The following is a 17,830-nucleotide window of genomic DNA, read 5'->3' as shown; positions in this document are numbered from 1 at the left end:
CGGTCACCAAATCGTGAGACCGGGTGTATGCTGAATTTTTACCAGTTTCAGTTAGGAGTCCTCTGAAATCTGCGGGAAATAGCCCGTGGAGGCGGAGGAAACGGACTATGAGCGCGGCACGCATCGACTGGGTGGATACGGCGAAAGGCATCTGCATCATCTTTGTTGTGATGATGCACTCGGTGTTGGGCGTTGAGGCTGCAGCCGGCGACACCGGCTGGATGCATGCCGTAGTTGCCTTTGCGGCACCGTTCCGCATGCCGGACTTCTTTCTGATCTCCGGTCTGTTCCTCTCCAATGTGATCACCCGTGACTGGAAGCTCTATCTGGACCGTAAAGTCGTCCATTTCGCCTATTTCTATGTCCTCTGGATGACTATTCAGTTCGCCGTCAAAGCTCCGGTATTTGTCGGAGAAATGGGCACAGCAGGCACTCTGGAATTCTATTTCCTCAGTTTTGTGCAGCCCTTCGGCACCTTGTGGTTTATCTACATGCTGCCGGTGTTCTTCCTTGTCTGTAAGCTGGCCCACGACAAGGGAATTCCCTGGCAGGTCATGTTGGCAGTAGGCGCTCTTTTGCAAATTGCACCGATCCATACCGGTTGGCTGTTGGTGGACGAGTTCGCTTCAAGGTTCGTCTATTTCTACGCTGGTTACATCTTTGCGCCGCAGATATTCCACCTTGCTGCCTGGGCGCGGGAACGGATCGGCATCAGCCTTGCCTATCTGGTAGGTTGGGGCGTCATAAATGGCGGCCTGGTTTATCTCGGCTGGGCGGCGCTTCCTGTGGTGGCCCTTGCACTTGGTGCTGCCGGTGCCGGTGCAATCATCCTGACAAGCGCGTTGATCGTTAAGTTGGGCCGGTTGGATTTTCTCCGCCACTTTGGCGAAAACTCGATCGTCATCTACCTGGCGTTCTTCTTTCCAATGGGTGTCAGTCGTGTGATCCTGCTCAAACTGGGTATCCTGGATATCGGAACAGTTTCACTCATCGTAACCATTGTCGCTTCCGTCAGCCCTATGATCCTTTTCTGGCTGATCCGGAAAACCGGCTTTGGCTGGTTCCTGTTCCGCCGTCCCGAATGGGCTTATCTGACCGGAACTTTCGGCAAGAAACGGCAGCCGCAGGCGGCTGAATGAACCGCATTCTTATCTGCCGGACGTGCAAGCAACAGGACGGCAGACCGGTAGAAGCTGCGCTTATCTCACTCACAAAAGCCATGCAGAACGCTGCGCTTGACGAAGTGTTCAAGATCGAAACCGTCGATTGTATGGGAGCTTGTGAACAGCCTGTGTCCCTGGCCTTTCAGGGCAAGGCACGCGCAGCCTATCTCTTTGCAGGCCTGACTATCCCGGATGATCTCGATGACATTGTCGCAACTGCCCGTGCCTACCTGGACGCCAAGGACGGGTGGATCGAAGACGCCCGGCCCTGTGGACGGCTTCGATTTTGTTTGCGGGCGCGTATACCGGCGCTTTAATTGCCTGGCACAATCGCTGTAGCCTTGAGCGGTTTGTTGTCGACGCCAAGCATGCGGTGATCATTGGTGTTCAACGTCACTTCAATTGTGGTGTCTCCCTCCGGCAGGGTCGGCAAATGGAGCCAGGAACTATAGTGCCGGGTGACTTTCGCACCGTTGACATAAACATGCGCATGGCCTTCGCCCGGCACGTGATCAAGACTTGCCCGCTCGGGGGCGAAGGTAAAATTCTCGGTCTTGATGTGGAGATTGAAGCCGCTCGCCGGATCAGGTGAGACGCTGATCTCGAGTGTCGGTGCCTCCGGACCAGAAGGCACGGAAACTATTTCGTCGTGGTTGTGCCCGGCGTGGTGACCGGAGTGATCGGAATCGCGCTGATTTGACGCTGCGTGCAGCTGGTGAGCGTTCGGATCGGAATGGTCGTGCCCGTCCAGCGTGATGCCGTTGCTGGCTGCTGCAACGAAGCCGATGCCGCCACCAAAGATCAGGCCGATGACGAAAAGTGCGAGTGAACGTTCCATTCGTGTCCCTTGTTTCTGCAAAAAAGAAGCCGGGCGAAACACCTGGTTCCGCCCGGTCGTTTCTTGTCTGAGATCGGGTTCAGGCAGTCTGGATTGAACTGATCCTGGCACCTTCGCGCTGCCAGAAGAATCCCGCAAAGCAACCAAGCAGCAGCCAGGCGGCCATTCCGACACCAAAGGCGCGGCTGGCAAAGAGCGCACCAATTTCTGTTGGAACCGGCCCTGTAAAAGAATCCGGCTCAGGAGCACCGATCACATGCGGAGCCAACAAAAGAACCGCAGCTGAACCCCAAGCCAGCCAATTGCCGCCAAATGCAATCAGCCAAAGGCCGGCACTCGCCGAAAGGACTGTTGCCCACCACCAGATCTGTCTTGCATAGACATCGGCTGCCGCAACACCCGGCACTTCCGGCGCCAGCGTAAAGCCTGGTGCAAAATGAAATGCCACGAAGCCTGCAAGACCCCAGATCAGTCCGGTACGCCCGTTCACTGTCGCACCGCGCATTTCAGCAATGGCCATCAGAACCAGCAGAATGAAGGCGTATCCTGTATAAGTGAGCATCGTGAACACCACGCTCAGCCCGTCACGCACGAGATCAATGCCCCCAATGTCCTGATGCGCACTGACGGCCTGGGCGCCGAAATGCACCAGCTCGCCGGACTCATAAAGTTCAGCATGCAGAAGGACGGGTTGCACGAAATAAAGCTGCAGCAGGGCCGCAATAAGCCCGGCAGCAGCGCCAGCGAACAAGCCGCTGATCAACAATCGCGATAGCATTTTAGTGGCACGGGAATCCGGTCGCGTGGCGCACGTCGTGTGCCGCGTCATGCAAGGCGCTCGCCTGCACGTGACCGGTAATCGAAATGATTGCAATTCCCAGAACCGCTGCGAAAGCGAGCGGTACGATCTTTGTCAGGGAAAGCGTGGCTTTTGAAGTTTGTGTCGTCATGATGTCCTCGTCGCCGTCACACCCGACGGCCCGGTTTGCAAGATATGCCTGGCAGGTCTCCTGGCTTGCGGGTCAAGGCACTTGGCCGGGCCTTCCCTGCAGTTTTTGCTGCAAGTGGCATGTCCGGTCAGCGCTCTCCGCACACAGTCGCGGGGGCGGCTTCGGCATTCAGCGCCCGATATGGGTCCGCCGCGTCCGAATTCCCTGTTCGTTTCCCGGCACTTTGTGCCGAATGGAAAACCAAGCAATGACTATAATGAACCATTTATTTTCAACGTGAAAGCAAAAATCCGACATTTATGCGCGCTTGAACGAGAAGCTGGTGCGGTTCACTTGTGCGAAAGCGTTGGATTGCCAGCGCGTGTCGGGACGCCCTTTGAATTTTTGACATTAGGACTTTTCTCTCGCGCATGCTCCGGGCATGATCCGCGCCATGTCGACGCAAAGCTCTTCCCCCGCCCTCACCGCTGACGACCACCTGATTCTGGTCGATGGTTCCACATTCATTTTCCGTGCGTACCACGCGTTGCCACCGCTGACGCGTAAGCCGGACGGACTGCCGGTTGGGGCGGTCTCGGGTTTCTGCAACATGCTCTGGAAGCTGTTGCAGGAGGGCCTGACCCCGGAAGAAGGCGATGAACCGACTCATTTTGCTGTCATCTTCGACCATTCCGCACAAACGTTCCGAAACGAGATCTATCCCGAATACAAGGCCCACAGGCCCGAGCCACCGGAAGACCTGGTGCCGCAATTCGGGCTGATCCGCGAGGCAACGCGCGCATTTTCGGTGCATTGCGTAGAGCAGGCAGGGTTCGAGGCAGATGATTTGATCGCAACCTACGCCCGTCAGGCGGCTGAACAGGGTGCGCAGGTCACGATTGTGTCGGGCGACAAGGACCTGATGCAGTTGATCGGTCCCAAAGTCGGCATGATCGACACGATGAAAAACAAGGTCTTCGGCGAGACTGAAGTCTTCGAAAAATTTGGCGTTGGTCCGGACAAGGTCATCGAGGTTCAATCGCTGGCCGGAGACAGTGTCGACAACGTTCCGGGTGTCCCGGGTATTGGCCTTAAGACCGCCGCTCTTTTGATCAACGAATTCGGCGATCTGGAAACACTCCTTGCCCAGGCCGATACGATCAAGCAGAAGAAGCGCCGTGAAAACCTGATTGAGTTTGCCGATCAGGCCCGTGTCTCGAAGGAACTCGTGACGCTCAAACAGGATGTTCCGGTGGAAACACCTGTCGGCAATCTCTCTGTCATCGAAATGGATGGCCCCAAAGCGGTTGGTTTTCTCAAGGCCATGGGCTTCAACACGCTCACAAAACGGGTTGCTGAAACAACCGGGGCCGACGTTACCAATGTCGAGGTGAGTGAGTTCCAGGTTCCGGGATGGGATGTTCCTGATCACAAGGGCCGGATGGCTGAACGCGTCGACACAAGCTCTGGTGCGATTCCGAGTGACGGTGCAGCTGGCGTTGAAGGCATGATGGTGCCGCAGGCGGTTGCTGATGCGCGTGCCGAAAGCGTCAAGGCAATTGCGATTGATTCCAGTGCCTATGAAACCGTCACGTCGATCGATCGCCTGAAAGAATGGTGTGAAGCTGCCTTTGAAAAAGGCTATGTCGCCTTCGACACCGAAACCACGTCTTTGAACGCCATGCAGGCGGATCTTGTCGGCCTGTCACTGTCCACCGAACCCGGGAAAGCCTGCTACGTGCCGCTTGCCCATGTTGACGGCGAAGGCGACCTGTTGGGTGGCGGAGGTCTTTTGCCGGACCAGATACCCATTCAGGACGCACTGGACGTTCTGAAGCCGATGCTCGAAGACCCGTCGGTGCTGAAAATCGCTCAGAACCTCAAATACGACTGGCTGGTCATGACCCGCTACGGTGTCGACATCGGTCCGTTCGACGACACGATGCTGCTCTCCTATACGGTTGACGCCGGTAAGGGCGGCAATGGCATGGATGAGCTTTCGGAGCGATGGCTCGACCACAAGCCGATCCCGTTCAAGGAAGTCTGCGGCTCCGGCAAGTCGATGATCACCTTTGACAAGGTAGCTATCGACAAGGCGACAGCTTATGCAGCGGAAGACGCCGACGTGACCTTACGGCTCTGGATGATCCTCAAGCCGCGCCTAGCGTCTGATCGCATGGCGACAGTCTATGAAACACTCGAACGTCCAATGGTTCCGGTGCTGGCGCGAATGGAAAAACGCGGCATTTCCGTCGACAGGCAAATGCTGTCCAGGCTTTCCGGCGATTTTGCGCAGGGCATGGCCGCGCAGGAATCTGAGATTTACGAATTGGCGGGTGAGACTTTCAACATTGGCTCACCCAAGCAGCTGGGCGACATTCTGTTCGGCAAGATGGGATTGCCCGGTGGCAAGAAAACCAAGACGGGTGCCTGGTCAACCTCGGCTCAGGTCCTTGAGGACCTGGCTACCGAAGGGCACGAGCTGCCGTCGAAAATTGTCGCATGGCGCCAGCTGTCAAAGCTGAAGTCGACCTATTCCGATGCATTGCCGGGTTACATCAATCCCGAGACCAAACGGGTGCATACGTCTTACGCGCTCGCGTCGACCACAACGGGCCGGCTGTCTTCCTCTGAACCGAACCTTCAGAATATTCCGGTGCGGACCGAGGCGGGGCGAAAGATCCGCCAGGCGTTTGTCTCTGAAGCAGGACATAAATTGGTTTCGGCCGATTACAGCCAGATCGAACTGCGGGTTCTCGCCCATATTGCAGATATCCCTCAGCTCAAGAAGGCTTTTGAAGACGGGCTCGATATTCACGCCATGACGGCTAGCGAGATGTTCGGCACACCGATTGAGGGCATGGACCCGATGGTTCGCCGTCAGGCAAAGGCCATCAATTTCGGCATTATTTACGGTATCTCTGCCTTTGGTCTTGCCAATCAGCTGGGCATATCGCGCGGTGAAGCCGGTGACTACATCAAGACCTATTTTGAACGGTTCCCGGGCATCCGGGACTATATGGAAGCGACCAAAAGGAAGGTCCATGCAGATGGTTATGTGTCGACGATATTCGGCCGCAAGGCGCATTATCCTGAAGTGAACACCAAGAACCCCAACATGCGCGCCTTCTATGAACGCGCGGCCATCAATGCTCCGATCCAGGGTTCAGCCGCCGACATTCTGCGCCGCGCGATGGTGCGCATGGAAGACACACTGAATGGCGCCAAGCTGGATGCTCAAATGCTGCTGCAAGTGCATGATGAACTGATTTTTGAGGTCCCGGATGCGCAGGTTGACGAGACGATCCCGGTGATCAGGGACGTCATGGAAAATGCCTGCGATCCAGCGCTCACTCTCTCCATACCGCTGCAAGTCGACGCCCGCGCGGCCGACAACTGGGACGATGCGCACTAAACGCTGTTATTGTAACTCGGAGCTTAGGAGCCGTTAGACCATCGCCATAACGCGCGCGGGTCCACCGGTCCCGCCCCGATTTTTGGGTGCACCAACGATCAGTGTCGCTCCCGTGGCGGGAAGCGCATCGAGGTTGGCGATGCATTCCAGGCCCCAGCGATTGCTCGGCAGCCAATCGTAGTGGACGGCGAAATCTTTTGAGATGCCGTGGTCAAGCGACAGACTGTCAACCGCGATGCCGACCACATCGGCTTCTTCCATCAGCATTTTGGTGGCTTCAACATGAAAGCCGGGAAAATGCATAACCCCATCGGCATCGGCATTGCGAAACCTGTCACTATCGACATGGGCGGCCCAGCCGGAATCCATTGCGACGCAAGCCCCTTGCGGAATATCGCCATTCGAGGACATCCAGGCCTTGAGATCGTCCGGCGTCACTTGCGCGTCGGGATTTTCTGCCGCTTTGGCACGAATATCGACGATGCAAAGTGGTGCGACCAGGTTTTCGACAGGGATTTCGGCAACCGACTGTCCGTCCGCGGAAAAATGCAGCGGCGCATCCAGATGGGTGCCGGTATGCTCGTTGACGCGCATCTCGAACAAATTGTAGCCGTCCTTTGCAAAGTCGAAGATCCGGTTCAGTTCGAATTGCTGCTCGCCGCCGAAAGTCGGAAAGGCCGGGTGCAGCTCGTGGGTCATGTCCGAAATGGTTGTTGGCGTTTGCGCCATGGCCGGCATGGCGCCGGAAAGGGCCGTCGCGGCAGCAACACCGGCGCCGGCGGCAGTCGCCTTGAAGAAGTCGCGTCGGGACAGCATGCGCTGTTTGACGGAATTGATAACGCAGAAATCGCACATGGCTAGTCCCCTCCGGTTGACGCAGCGCTGGGCAGCGCGCTGACCCTACGCGACGTCAACTTTAGCAGGAATCACTTTGCGGTGCAGCTCGATGAGAAAATCAAACCGGTTGCGATCGCGCCGGCAATTTCCGCGCGGCCAAGATGCGCCGTCTGACGCATGGAGGAAAGCACTTCGGCGAGACTTTCGCCGAGCGTATCTGGCTGAATTGGCGACAGGTTCCTCGCCTTAAACTCCGGGCTCAACTGACGCAAATCGATAGCAAGGGGCGGTACCTGGCAAGCAAAGTCCAGCTTTGAGAGATCAAGCAGGTGTTCCAGTGATGAGCCTGTAATGCGCAGCCAGATCTTTTGGCCCTTCGGATCGAACACCATTTGCCAGCGTGTGTCCGAGTTGGCCAGTTTGTTCAGCAGGTTAAAGGCTTCGTCTGTGCTTGTCCGGCCTTTGGACTGACGTGCCGCATTGGCCGCGATGGCAAAGCGGTCAAGGCTATTTTGGGTGCCCAGGCTTTGGTTCTGAGGAACCGGTAATGTGCCGCCGTATCCTCTCGATTGACCAAGATGAAGGAGAGCTTCCGGATAAGGCGTGTTGGTCAATGCAGGTACAGGCAGGTCGACGCCTTGATGAACAAGCAAACCGGATTTTCCGGGGGTGAGAACGGCAGCTTCTCCTGTCCAGTCAAAAAGGAAATAATGGATCGGCACAAGTCCGTCGATCCGAACGTCGTTTGCGTGCTGCAGAGCGTCTTCCACGGATCCTGAAAGATCAAGCAAGCGCTGAATGAATTCCAGTTCGCTGACCGAAGGCAGGTCTTCCGGCCCTCCGAAAACGGCTTCCTTGTTCCACATCAAGGTAACGACAAGTCCTGCCGTATTCATCCCGGCGGCGGGCATGCCTGGGCCAACCTGATTAATGGTCAAACTGTCATATTTGGCTGTCCAGCTTGCAGGACGGCCTTCGGTAATGGATTGCCTTCTGCTGCCTGCGGAGTTGGCGGTCAGAAAACCTGCGCCGGTGGCTTCAAAATCGAAATTGTAGGCGAGCATCGGACGTTGAGCGCTTTCAAAGGCAACGGTCGAGCAGGCTGGAGCGCCTTCGGTTAAGGAAAGGCTGGTCAAACAAAAAAATACCGGCAAAATCATCGCCATAAACGGCTTCGAACGGGTCGGGAACATGGCCTCTCTCTCGCTTCTGAAGTAAACTTCCTGTTTCGTCATTGACCGCGCCAGAAAGCTTGTAACAAGGAGGATTTCGCCAGATGCAGCCAGATTTCGCGAACGACGTCTTGTTGCGCCACTTCGCGCGCGATTGCGCGGCGCCGTTTGTCTCGAGGCAGACACTGGCGCTCCTGGTCACGGTGGCGGTATTTCTCGCGTTGATTGGCCCGTTTGGGACCTATGGCGCATATGCACCAGCCATGCGGTTGCTTTATTGGGGTATGATCGTCATCGGAACCGCTTCGATCGGACACGCGACCGCAACGGCAATCGAAAGATTTCTAAGGTGCAGGAATGTTCCGGTTTTCGTGGAGATCTTTGCCGTTTCAGCGTTGACCGCGATACCCGTTTGTCTTGTGGTTTCCCTGATCTGGGCACTTTTCGGCACCAACCCGCTCAATGGCGACATGTTGCCACTTTATGGGCAGTGCGTTGTCGCGATTGGATGCCTGACCGTCTTTTTTCATATTTTCGCAGCACCTGCGATCACCACCAAAGAGTGGTCCCGTCCAAAGCTTTTGGACAGATTGCCGCTGCACACTCGCGGTCGTATTCTGCGATTGACGGCACGAGACCACTATGTCGAGGTTGAAACAGAGAGGGGTTCCGCCCTTCTTGCTATGCGTTTTCGGGATGCCGTTTCGGAGGCGGCAGGCGAAAAAGGTGTCCAGACACATAGATCTCACTGGGTGGCTTTGCACGCCGTGACGGGACGCAGCCGGCTGAACGGCAGGACTGTGTTGTTGTTGAAGAATGGCCACGAAGTGCCGGTTGGTCGGACGTTCAGGGCTGCTGTCGAAAATCGAATGCCCCGAAAATGATGCTGGCCATCGTTGCTAGAGCCGACAAGTTCCTGATCCTGTCAGGATCAAAGGGCTCACACCACTCTTAGATCCGGTTGCACCTTGCCCGCGAGGGCGGATCCTGGCGAAATCGCGTTTTGAAGCAGAGCGGTCAGATGCTCTTCCAGATAGTCGACAATAGGAGACTGTGTTTTGGAAGGTGTATAGATCGCCAGTTGGCTCGCAGGCAGATCTGGAAAACCGTCCTGCTCTCTCAGTATCTTTATCCCGTCGACAATTGCTCCTGCGGGAAGACAGCATAGACCTGCGCCGGATCGGACGGCAACCTGTGCCGCGGCAACGCTGGTCGTGGTAATGCGCTCATACCACTGCCGTCCGGCCCGCGCCAATGCGCTGAAGGCAAGCTCGCGGAAAGGACAGGGTTCTGGAAACAGGATCAACGGCAACGGGTCGGCCAAAGCGCAGGTTTCACTGACGGCCCAATAAAGAGGTTCCTCAACCAAGCCGTTCGGTGAAGGTTTCACAGGCGATACCAATGCGATGGCCAGATTGATCTCGTTGGCTGACAGCATATCGTGCAACGTTGCGCTGTCGGCAACGGTCATCTCGAGTTTGACGTTGGGATGAATGCGCACAAAATTGCAGAAAATCGACTGTAGCTGTCCGGTCGCAAACCATTCGGGCAACCCAACATGCACAGTTCCGGTCAATTCAGGTGCTGACAGGCGAAGGCGGGCTTCTTCGTGTGACCGCAGAATTTCAGTGGCATGCTGGTAGAGAATGCGTCCGGCGGGTGTCAGGTTCATTGTGCGGGCCGTGCGCTCGATCAAAGGTTTGCCAACACGGTCCTCTAGACGTCGCAACTGGGTGCTGACACAGGGCTGGGTCCGGTTCAGCTTCGATCCCGCATGGGTCACGTTGCCGGCCTCGGCAACCGCCACAAAGGCCTCCAGCAACTCGATGTTAAATCGGCCGATGGTCACGTCCCTGCCTCCGTTTTCGCGCGGAACCCGTTCTCCAAGCCTCTCTTCCAGCGCAGGACAATCATAACGTTTCATTATGAGTTTGTTCAATTATAAATTTAGAAAGCGCTTCAATATCCCGTAATCCGGGAAATGGTACAGTCAATTCGAGTAACTTCCATGACCTTTGCCTTTTCGATCGACACTCCAGGCCGACAGGCGGAAAGCCAGCCTGATCTATTGAATTTTGAGGGCCAGACGCTGACGTTGCAGCACAGAGTTCATCAGTCCATCGCCTCCCATACGGAATTTGGCCTCGAGCGCATCCTCACCCAGGACAATCGGGTCAAGTACACAAATGCCGGTAGTGCGGAGACAGCAACCGAACATCTCGACGAAGTGTTCCAGCTTATGCGCCAGCTTAACCAATTTGGCGTCGGTTCCGACGACCTGGGTCGCCTGCACGACGATGGCATGTCGTTCAAACTGGCATTGCGGCAATGCCTGAACCTTGTTGTCTCGTCGCTGAGCGGCAACAGTCTCGTTTATGTCGAACTGGGTCCGGAACCGGTCAAAACCGCATTTATTCTGAGCACCTTGACCGAGCTCGGAGTTGAAATCGATCGCTATGTTGCCGTCGATATAAACCCTATGTCGGCAGCCCCGATGCGGTCGGTATTGAAACAGATGCTGCCTGATCTGCCGATGCAATTCATCACAGCACCGTTTGAAGCCTTTCGTCTCACGGACATTCTGGAACCGGGCGCGCCTACGGCACTGGTTACCATGCTCGGCTTTCAGGAAGGCAATGACGACCCATATGTGGTGAACAAGTGGCTCAGATCGATTGCGCGTTCGGGTGATCTTCTTCTGTCCGAGAGCCAGCTTTATGCTGCCGGACAGATCGAAAAGATCCCAGGGTTTTATGCCCATGCCGCCATGCAGCGCTTTTCGAGGATTGCTTTTGAGCGGGCCGTCCATAGGGATTTGCCAAGCTTGAATCGGTTCTTTCTGCTGCCCGTGGCGTTTCATGATGGGGAAAGTGCCTTCGTCGCCATTCTGGGTGAGGAGTTTGAGGATGCAATCAATGGAAGAATCTTGCATGTTTCCAACTTCTGCCTGAAACTTACACTTGAGCAGTATCGCCACTACAGACAGCTTGGCGGTCATTTCGAAATCACCGGTGAGACCATGACCGATGACCAGACACTTCATTTCCAGCTCTCCCGCCGGGTGTGAGGTGTCCGCAGCACAAACCCGTGGTCTGACTGCCGCGGGACTAGCCATTGTTGCCGTCACTTACGGACTGGCCAGGTACTGCTTCGGATTGTTTCTCCCCGACATTCGCCAGGAATTCGGCCTCTCTCCCGAGACTATCGGGCTGATCGCCGGTGCTTCCTATCTGGGGTATCTGGCGGCGACCTTCGCCGGATCTTGGTTGTCGACTTTTGTCGAGCCACGCCTTCCCATCTTGCTTGGCGGCCTTGCAGCGGCTCTCGGAATGGCGATCATCGCCTTGGCGCCGGACCCCTGGACGCTGGCCTTCGGGGTCTTTGTGGCCGGCACCAGCCCGGGTCTTGCTTATCCGCCGTTCTCCGATGTCATTGTCCGTCACACCGCACCCGGCCGTCAGAACACGGTATATGCTTGGATCAACTCCGGAACCGGGTTCGGTGTCGCCATTGCGGGGCCTCTTGCTCTTTATGCCGGGGAAGACTGGCGGCTTGCCTGGATGGCCTTTGCAGCACTGGCATTGCTTATCACGGTCTGGAATTTGCTGGCATTGCCACAGCGCAGCGCGCAGACAAAACCCGCAGCACTGACGGTCTCTTTCAGACTGCTCGGGGAACGGACCGCCCGGCCGCTATTCATAGCCGCATTTCTGTTCGGCATCATCACTGCGGTCTACTGGACCTATGCTGTTGAACTTCTTTACATGCTCACCGGCAACCCGCGCGATGCAGTGCTGTTCTGGATCGTGCTTGGCATAGCTGGCGTTACAGGCTGCTTTGCAGGCGGACTGGTGAACCGTTGGGGCCTTCGCCAAACCTACGTGATGCTGTCTCTGATCGTCGGTGCTGCGGTCGGAACGCTGCCGCTTTTGATCGGGACAAAGGTCGGTATCTATGTGTCTGCGGCGTGTTTCGGTGCAGGCTTTATCGTGATGACGGCGCTATTTGGCATGTGGAGCATGCGTATCTTTTTCGAAACTCCGTCAATAGGCTTCGGCTTCACCTTCTTTTTGATCTCGCTAGGACAAGGTATCGGGCCGGTCATCAGCGGGTTCCTGATCCCGGTAACCGGTCATTCAACCCTGTTTATGGCAGCCGGTCTGCTCTGTTGCAGTCTCGCCGTGATTGCCGTTCGCGGCAAAGCCGTGATGCCACCGCATGCATAACACTCAGTTATGGCGCCGGATGTGCGCATAACTGCTATTTGCTGGAAAACTCCTAAAATTGCAGGCACGATATAAGCACGTATAAATTGATAATAAAGAACAGTGATTGGGCCAATGATTATTACACAGGCGGTGAAGACAAGTGCGCAGCTCGAGATGGAAGTGTGCCGGGCGATGTTTGAAAAAGACCCGGAAATGCTGATCGAACTTGTTTCTCAATGGCTTGAGGCGAATCGTCTGACTTTGGATGAACACTATTGTGTTCCGCCCTATTTGCAGGACGTTCTTTCCGGCGTGGAGCGGCCCTGCAACTTTTATCCCGGACGGCCTGCAATGGTTTGCTGACTGTCAGGATAATTTGTTCTTCTTCTGTTCTTGAATCCTGATCACGGATATGCTTCGATGCGTTGCATCTTAAGGTAGTGAGCAGGTTATGGTCAGCCGGATAGCGACAGTCGCGTTTCAGGGCATCGATGCAGTGAAGGTGGATGTGCAAGTGCATGTCGGACCGGGCGCGGTGATGTTCAATATTGTCGGTCTTCCGGACAAGGCAGTTGCTGAAAGCAGGGAACGCGTGCGGGCAGCGCTCAGCGCCTCCGGTCTTGCACTGCCGGCAAAGCGGGTGACGGTCAACCTGGCGCCTGCGGACTTGCCCAAGGAAGGATCACATTATGACCTTCCCATCGCCCTCGGCATCATGGCGGCAATTGGTGCGATACCGGCAGAATTCCTGGAAAGTTATGTCGTACTTGGTGAGCTTGGGCTCGACGGAACCCTGGCACCGGTCACGGGCGTATTGCCTGCCGCGATGGGCGCCAATGCGCTGGGCAAGGGTCTTATCTGTCCCGAGGCAAGCGGAGGTGAGGCCGCATGGGCGGACAAGGACATGGATGTTCTTGCACCCAGATCGCTCATTCAGCTGGCCAATCACTTCAAGGGAACCCAGGTTCTGTCCCGACCGACCGCAAAGCTGCACAGCAATGCAGGCATCATGCCTGACCTTGCCGAAGTCAAAGGTCAGGAAAGTGCACGCCGGGCCTTGGAAATTGCAGCTGCCGGGGGCCACAACCTGCTGATGACCGGCCCGCCCGGTTCCGGCAAATCCATGCTGGCCAGTCGTCTGCCCTCCATACTGCCCGCGTTGACACCGCGCGAACTGCTTGAGGTCTCGATGATCGCGTCTTTGGCCGGAGAGCTTGCGGAAGGGAAACTGACCGACAGGCGGCCTTTCCGGTCACCGCACCATTCAGCGTCCATGGCCGCACTCGTGGGTGGCGGCCTGAAGGCAAAACCCGGAGAAGTGTCTCTGGCGCATAATGGTGTGCTCTTTCTGGATGAGTTGCCGGAGTTCAATCCCCAGGTCCTCGACAGTTTGCGCCAGCCGCTTGAATCCGGTGAAGCCGTCATTGCCAGGGCCAACCACCGGGTGACCTATCCTGCCCGCATTCAGCTGGTTGCCGCGATGAACCCGTGCCGCTGCGGGCATGCTGGGGAGCCCGGCCACCAGTGCCGGCGCGGCGAGCGGTGTGTGACCGACTATCAGGCCAGGGTCAGCGGGCCGCTGCTTGATCGGATTGATCTGCGGATCGACGTGCCGGCCGTTACTGCGTCTGATCTGATTGGTCCTGCCGCAAGTGAGGCGTCGTCGGCAGTTGCAGCAAGGGTGGCAGAGGCGCGCCGGATACAGGAGCAGAGGTTTCTGGCATTGGGATTGCCCTGCCGGACCAACGCCCAGGCTCCGGCTTCTGCCGTTGAGACAATCGCCCAACCTGACAGCAAAGGGTTGGCTTTCCTACACGAAATCGCCGAACGGCTGCATCTAAGTGCACGCGGCTATCATCGCGTTCTCAAGCTGGCCCGTACGCTGGCCGATCTGGACGGCATGGACAGCGTTGGCCGTATCCATCTTACGGAAGCCCTCAGTTATCGTGGCCAGGACATGTCGCGCCGTGCGGCCTGAGCAGGAATAGCGCGCTCAAGCGACCGTGCTTCCAAAGATCAGAACTGAGTCACGACAGTCGCGCCGACGGATTGAAAGCGGTCCATCGACGTGAGTGCCGCAATTGACTGTTCGAGGCTGATCTCCTCGCCAACCAAGCGGGAGGGGTTCAGTTTTCCGGTTGTTACCATGTCCAGCATGGCGTCATATCGATGAGCCTGCATGCCGTGGCTGCCCAAAATTTCCAGTTCCTGCCCGATCACCTTCGCCATCGGAACCTGCGGGGTGCTCTGGTCGCCCAGCATCAGGCCGATCTGGACATGCCGTCCTCGGCGCCTCAGGTTCTGTATGGAATTGAAACAGGTCGTTGGATGGCCAAGGGCGTCGACCGAGACGTGAGCGCCACCGCGCGTGAGCTCAATGACCGCGCCGGCCACATCTGGTTCCAAGGCGCCGTTGATCGTGGCAACGGCGCCAAGATCTCGGGCAAGGGAAAGTTTCTCATCCGCAATATCGATTGCCACAACGTTGGCGCCAATGGCATTTGCGATCATGACAGCCGAGAGACCGACACCGCCGCACCCATGAACGGCAACCCATTCTCCGGCAGATGTTCTTGCCTGATCAACGACAGCGCGAAATGACGTGGCAAAGCGGCATCCAAGACTGGCGGCCGTTGCGAAAGCCATGTCATCGGGCAGAGCAACGAGATTGAGGTCGGCGTTGTGAATGGACACGTATTCCGCAAATGACCCCCAGTGTGTAAACCCTGGCTGAAACTGGTTTTCGCAAACTTGTTGATGACCTGCGTGACATTCGGAACAAGTGCCGCATCCGCCGACAAAGGGCACCGTTACCCGGTCGCCCGGCTTCCATCGGCGGACGTCCTTTCCAACCTCCATAACGATGCCGGCAAGTTCATGGCCCGGAACATGCGGTAAAACGATATCCGGATCGTGGCCCATCCAGCCGTGCCAGTCGCTTCGGCAGACACCTGTGGCCTCAACTTTCAAAACAGCACCGTGTGCTTCCGGTGCCGGATCCGGGAGGGTGGCGAGTTTCGGTGTCTGGGCAAAGGCTTCAAAGAACACGGCCTTCATGGCGTTTCCTTTTGAGGAATGAGGAATTGACGGCTTTGTGCCAGACTACATTTTTCATCGGAAAAGACTTGAAGAATTGTTTTGTCTTGATCAGGCCTAGGATCTTCAAATGTATTCCCGTGCCCAGAGGGACAACCAACGGCATCTGGCATTTGCCCGATTTCCTTGCAATGCTCGATCGGCCAACCCATGTCATTGCGCGGATGCCGTAAACGGAGAAACAGGATGCTTGTCACCACCACCAACACAATTCAAGGCCGGGACCTGGACTACAAGGGTCTCGTGACAGGCGAGGCGATTTTGGGAGCCAACCTGTTCAAGGATCTCTTCGCAGGCATCAGAGATATTGTCGGTGGTCGCTCCGGTGCATACGAGGAAGAACTTGCCAAGGCGCGCAAGATTGCCGTTGATGAAATGTGTCAACAAGCCCAGGCACTTGGTGCAAATGCCGTCATCGGGGTTGATCTTGACTACGAAACGGTTGGCCAGAACGGATCGATGCTCATGGTCAGCGCAACGGGAACAGCTGTCATCGTTCGTTAGGCCTGTTTATGTCGGCTGGCATAACAATTGTTCCGGGGTTTCCGGAAGATCAGCGGCCTGTTGCAGCAGGCCTTTTCTGGCAGGCCTTCAGGGGAAAGCTCGGCAAGGTCCTGTCACCTGAACGCAAAGCGATGCAGTTGATCGAGAGGATCCTGGATCCGGACTTTGCCATCAGCGCACTCGGCCAAGAGGGAGACTTGCTTGGTCTCGCCGGTTTCAAGACCGCCAAAGGAGCTCTGGTTGCCGGTGAGCTGTCGGACATGACGGCCGTATTCGGCCCCTTCGGGGGCTTCTGGCGTGGTATGGTGCTTGATGTGCTCGAGCGTGACGTGGAGCCAGGGATCTTGTTGATGGATGGTATTTTCGTCAGCGAGCGGGCGCGAGGTCAGGGCATCGGCACAAAGCTGCTGGACGCAGTTTGCATTGAAGCACAAAGACAGCAACTGTCTCGGGTGCGCCTTGACGTGATCGACACAAATCCCCGCGCGCGTGCTCTTTACGAAAGGCAGGGGTTCATGCCATTGAGCCGCGAGGAAACAGGCCCGCTCAAATACGTGTTCGGGTTTTCCTCAGCAACCAGAATGGAGAGGCCGGTCTGACGTTCTTACCGGCAGGCCGCCCCACGGCGGTTGCCGCGGGACGGATGTCATCAGACGTCGTCAAAGAGCGCTGTCGACAAGTAGCGTTCCGCAAAAGACGGGATGATCACGACAATGTTCTTGTCTTCCATCCCGTCACGTTTCCCAACACGAATGGCCGCGGTCAGCGCAGCTCCGGAGGAAATGCCGACGGGCACGCCTTCAAGCTTGGCAACTTCGCGGGCCATCGCAAAAGCGGCGTCATTCTCGACGGTTTGAACTTCGTCATAGATCGATGTTTCAAGGACACCCGGGACGAAGCCCGCTCCAATGCCCTGGATTTTGTGCGGGCCAGGATTGCCACCCGACAGGATCGGACTGTCTGACGGCTCGACGGCAACCACGTGAAGGTCCGGCTTGCGCTCCTTCAGAACCTGACTTACGCCTGTAATTGTGCCGCCGGTTCCAATTCCTGAAACAAACACATCGATTTTGCCATCGGTGTCGTTCCAGATCTCCTGCGCAGTTGTGTTGCGGTGAATTTCGGGGTTGGCGGGGTTCTCGAATTGTTGGGGCATAACGGCACCGTCGATTTCGCCAAGCAGTTCTTCTGCGCGCGCAATTGCGCCCTTCATGCCTTTTGGACCCTCTGTCAGTTCCAGTTCGGCGCCAAGGATCTTGAACATCTTACGGCGTTCGACAGACATGGTCTCAGGCATCACCAAAATGAGGCGGTATCCCTTGGCCGCTGCGACAAAGGCCAATGCAATGCCTGTGTTGCCGGAAGTCGGCTCGACAAGTGTGGTCTTGCCTGGAGCGATCTTGCCGTCCTTTTCCATCGCTTCGATCATGGCAACGCCAATGCGGTCCTTGACGCTTGCGATCGGATTGAAGAACTCAAGTTTCGCCAGAAGGTTGCCTTTGACGCCGTGAGCCTGGGCAAGCCGGTTGAGCCGCACGATCGGTGTATCGCCAATGGTTTCGGTAATCGAGGAATAGATCTTTCCGCGGCCGCTGGTCGTCATGGACATGGCAATCTCCCTGTTTGCCGGGCATTCGCGTTTCCGGCAGTATCCTTGGTCTAGTGCGA

At 56.6% G+C, this 17,830-nt stretch carries 18 protein-coding genes and 1 riboswitch; of the genes, 10 read left to right on the top strand and 8 right to left on the bottom strand.

Annotation, left to right across the window (positions count from 1 at the left end; translation table 11 throughout):
• The first annotated feature begins 107 nt into the window (after window positions 1-107).
• Window positions 108-1,139, top strand: a complete 1,032-nt coding sequence (locus Q0835_RS22005; RefSeq protein WP_298964316.1) for an acyltransferase family protein — start codon at window positions 108-110, stop codon at window positions 1,137-1,139.
• Complete coding sequence (locus Q0835_RS22000; protein ID WP_298812324.1) at window positions 1,136-1,480, top strand: DUF1636 domain-containing protein; 345 nt, start codon at window positions 1,136-1,138, stop codon at window positions 1,478-1,480. Before Q0835_RS22005 ends, Q0835_RS22000 begins: the two co-directional genes overlap by 4 nt.
• Here the strand turns inward: Q0835_RS22000 and Q0835_RS21995 are convergent.
• From Q0835_RS21995 to Q0835_RS21985, 3 genes are all read right to left on the bottom strand, one after another.
• Entirely contained in the window at window positions 1,477-2,001 is a 525-nt protein-coding gene (locus Q0835_RS21995) for a hypothetical protein (protein ID WP_298812321.1), read from the bottom strand. The two genes, Q0835_RS22000 and Q0835_RS21995, sit on opposite strands and share 4 nt — an antisense overlap.
• A gap of 79 nt (window positions 2,002-2,080) precedes the next feature.
• Window positions 2,081-2,779: a CbtA family protein gene (locus tag Q0835_RS21990; RefSeq protein WP_298812318.1), complete on the bottom strand. Its 699-nt coding sequence runs from the start codon at window positions 2,777-2,779 to the stop codon at window positions 2,081-2,083.
• A 1-nt stretch (window position 2,780) separates the two neighbouring features.
• Complete coding sequence (locus Q0835_RS21985; RefSeq protein WP_298812315.1) at window positions 2,781-2,951, bottom strand: CbtB domain-containing protein; 171 nt, start codon at window positions 2,949-2,951, stop codon at window positions 2,781-2,783.
• A 32-nt stretch (window positions 2,952-2,983) separates the two neighbouring features.
• Window positions 2,984-3,211, bottom strand: a riboswitch (cobalamin riboswitch).
• Between the two features lie 161 nt (window positions 3,212-3,372).
• Here Q0835_RS21985 and polA point away from each other — a divergent pair.
• The gene (polA, locus tag Q0835_RS21980; protein ID WP_298964315.1) at window positions 3,373-6,345 is read left to right on the top strand and encodes a DNA polymerase I; all 2,973 of its coding nucleotides are present in this window, start codon (window positions 3,373-3,375) and stop codon (window positions 6,343-6,345) included.
• A gap of 33 nt (window positions 6,346-6,378) precedes the next feature.
• Here the strand turns inward: polA and Q0835_RS21975 are convergent, their stop codons facing one another.
• The gene (locus Q0835_RS21975) at window positions 6,379-7,200 is read right to left on the bottom strand and encodes a cyclase family protein (protein ID WP_298964314.1); all 822 of its coding nucleotides are present in this window, start codon (window positions 7,198-7,200) and stop codon (window positions 6,379-6,381) included.
• 71 nt (window positions 7,201-7,271) lie between these two features.
• The gene (locus Q0835_RS21970) at window positions 7,272-8,417 is read right to left on the bottom strand and encodes a linear amide C-N hydrolase (RefSeq protein WP_298964312.1); all 1,146 of its coding nucleotides are present in this window, start codon (window positions 8,415-8,417) and stop codon (window positions 7,272-7,274) included.
• A gap of 41 nt (window positions 8,418-8,458) precedes the next feature.
• Here Q0835_RS21970 and Q0835_RS21965 point away from each other — a divergent pair, with 41 nt between their 5' ends.
• Entirely contained in the window at window positions 8,459-9,238 is a 780-nt protein-coding gene (locus Q0835_RS21965; RefSeq protein WP_298964310.1) for a LytTR family DNA-binding domain-containing protein, read from the top strand.
• 56 nt (window positions 9,239-9,294) lie between these two features.
• On the opposite strand, the gene Q0835_RS21960 is transcribed toward Q0835_RS21965, so the two are convergent.
• Window positions 9,295-10,278 (bottom strand): LysR family transcriptional regulator, encoded by a 984-nt coding sequence (locus tag Q0835_RS21960; protein ID WP_298964306.1) that lies wholly within the window; start codon window positions 10,276-10,278, stop codon window positions 9,295-9,297.
• Window positions 10,279-10,362: 84 nt separating this feature from the next.
• On the opposite strand from Q0835_RS21960, the gene Q0835_RS21955 reads away from it, so the two are divergent.
• The 4 genes from Q0835_RS21955 to Q0835_RS21940 all read left to right on the top strand — a co-directional run bounded on the left by Q0835_RS21955 (window position 10,363) and on the right by Q0835_RS21940 (window position 14,540).
• Entirely contained in the window at window positions 10,363-11,421 is a 1,059-nt protein-coding gene (locus tag Q0835_RS21955; protein ID WP_298964304.1) for a hypothetical protein, read from the top strand.
• On the top strand, window positions 11,381-12,580 hold the full coding sequence (locus Q0835_RS21950) for an MFS transporter (RefSeq protein ID WP_298964302.1): 1,200 nt from the start codon (window positions 11,381-11,383) through the stop codon (window positions 12,578-12,580). Before Q0835_RS21955 ends, Q0835_RS21950 begins: the two co-directional genes overlap by 41 nt.
• Before the next feature lie 114 nt (window positions 12,581-12,694).
• Entirely contained in the window at window positions 12,695-12,925 is a 231-nt protein-coding gene (locus Q0835_RS21945; protein ID WP_298812296.1) for a hypothetical protein, read from the top strand.
• Between the two features lie 88 nt (window positions 12,926-13,013).
• Window positions 13,014-14,540, top strand: a complete 1,527-nt coding sequence (locus tag Q0835_RS21940; RefSeq protein WP_298964299.1) for a YifB family Mg chelatase-like AAA ATPase — start codon at window positions 13,014-13,016, stop codon at window positions 14,538-14,540.
• A gap of 38 nt (window positions 14,541-14,578) precedes the next feature.
• Here Q0835_RS21940 and Q0835_RS21935 read toward each other — a convergent pair whose 3' ends face one another.
• Window positions 14,579-15,619, bottom strand: coding sequence for a zinc-dependent alcohol dehydrogenase family protein (locus Q0835_RS21935; protein WP_298964296.1), 1,041 nt, complete (start codon window positions 15,617-15,619; stop codon window positions 14,579-14,581).
• 225 nt (window positions 15,620-15,844) lie between these two features.
• Here Q0835_RS21935 and Q0835_RS21930 point away from each other — a divergent pair, with 225 nt between their 5' ends.
• Window positions 15,845-16,162, top strand: a complete 318-nt coding sequence (locus tag Q0835_RS21930; protein ID WP_298812290.1) for a heavy metal-binding domain-containing protein — start codon at window positions 15,845-15,847, stop codon at window positions 16,160-16,162.
• Between the two features lie 8 nt (window positions 16,163-16,170).
• Window positions 16,171-16,761, top strand: a complete 591-nt coding sequence (locus Q0835_RS21925) for a GNAT family N-acetyltransferase (protein WP_298964293.1) — start codon at window positions 16,171-16,173, stop codon at window positions 16,759-16,761.
• Between the two features lie 50 nt (window positions 16,762-16,811).
• Here Q0835_RS21925 and cysK read toward each other — a convergent pair whose 3' ends face one another.
• A complete protein-coding gene (cysK, locus tag Q0835_RS21920; protein ID WP_298964291.1) occupies window positions 16,812-17,771 on the bottom strand; it encodes a cysteine synthase A in 960 nt (319 codons plus the stop codon).
• Window positions 17,772-17,830: the final 59 nt, after the last annotated feature.

Source organism: uncultured Roseibium sp. (assembly GCF_947499295.1).
In the GTDB taxonomy this organism is placed as follows: domain Bacteria; phylum Pseudomonadota; class Alphaproteobacteria; order Rhizobiales; family Stappiaceae; genus Roseibium.
The sequence above is the reverse complement of the archived record's forward strand: the minus strand, read 5'-3'. Positions and strand labels throughout refer to the sequence as shown.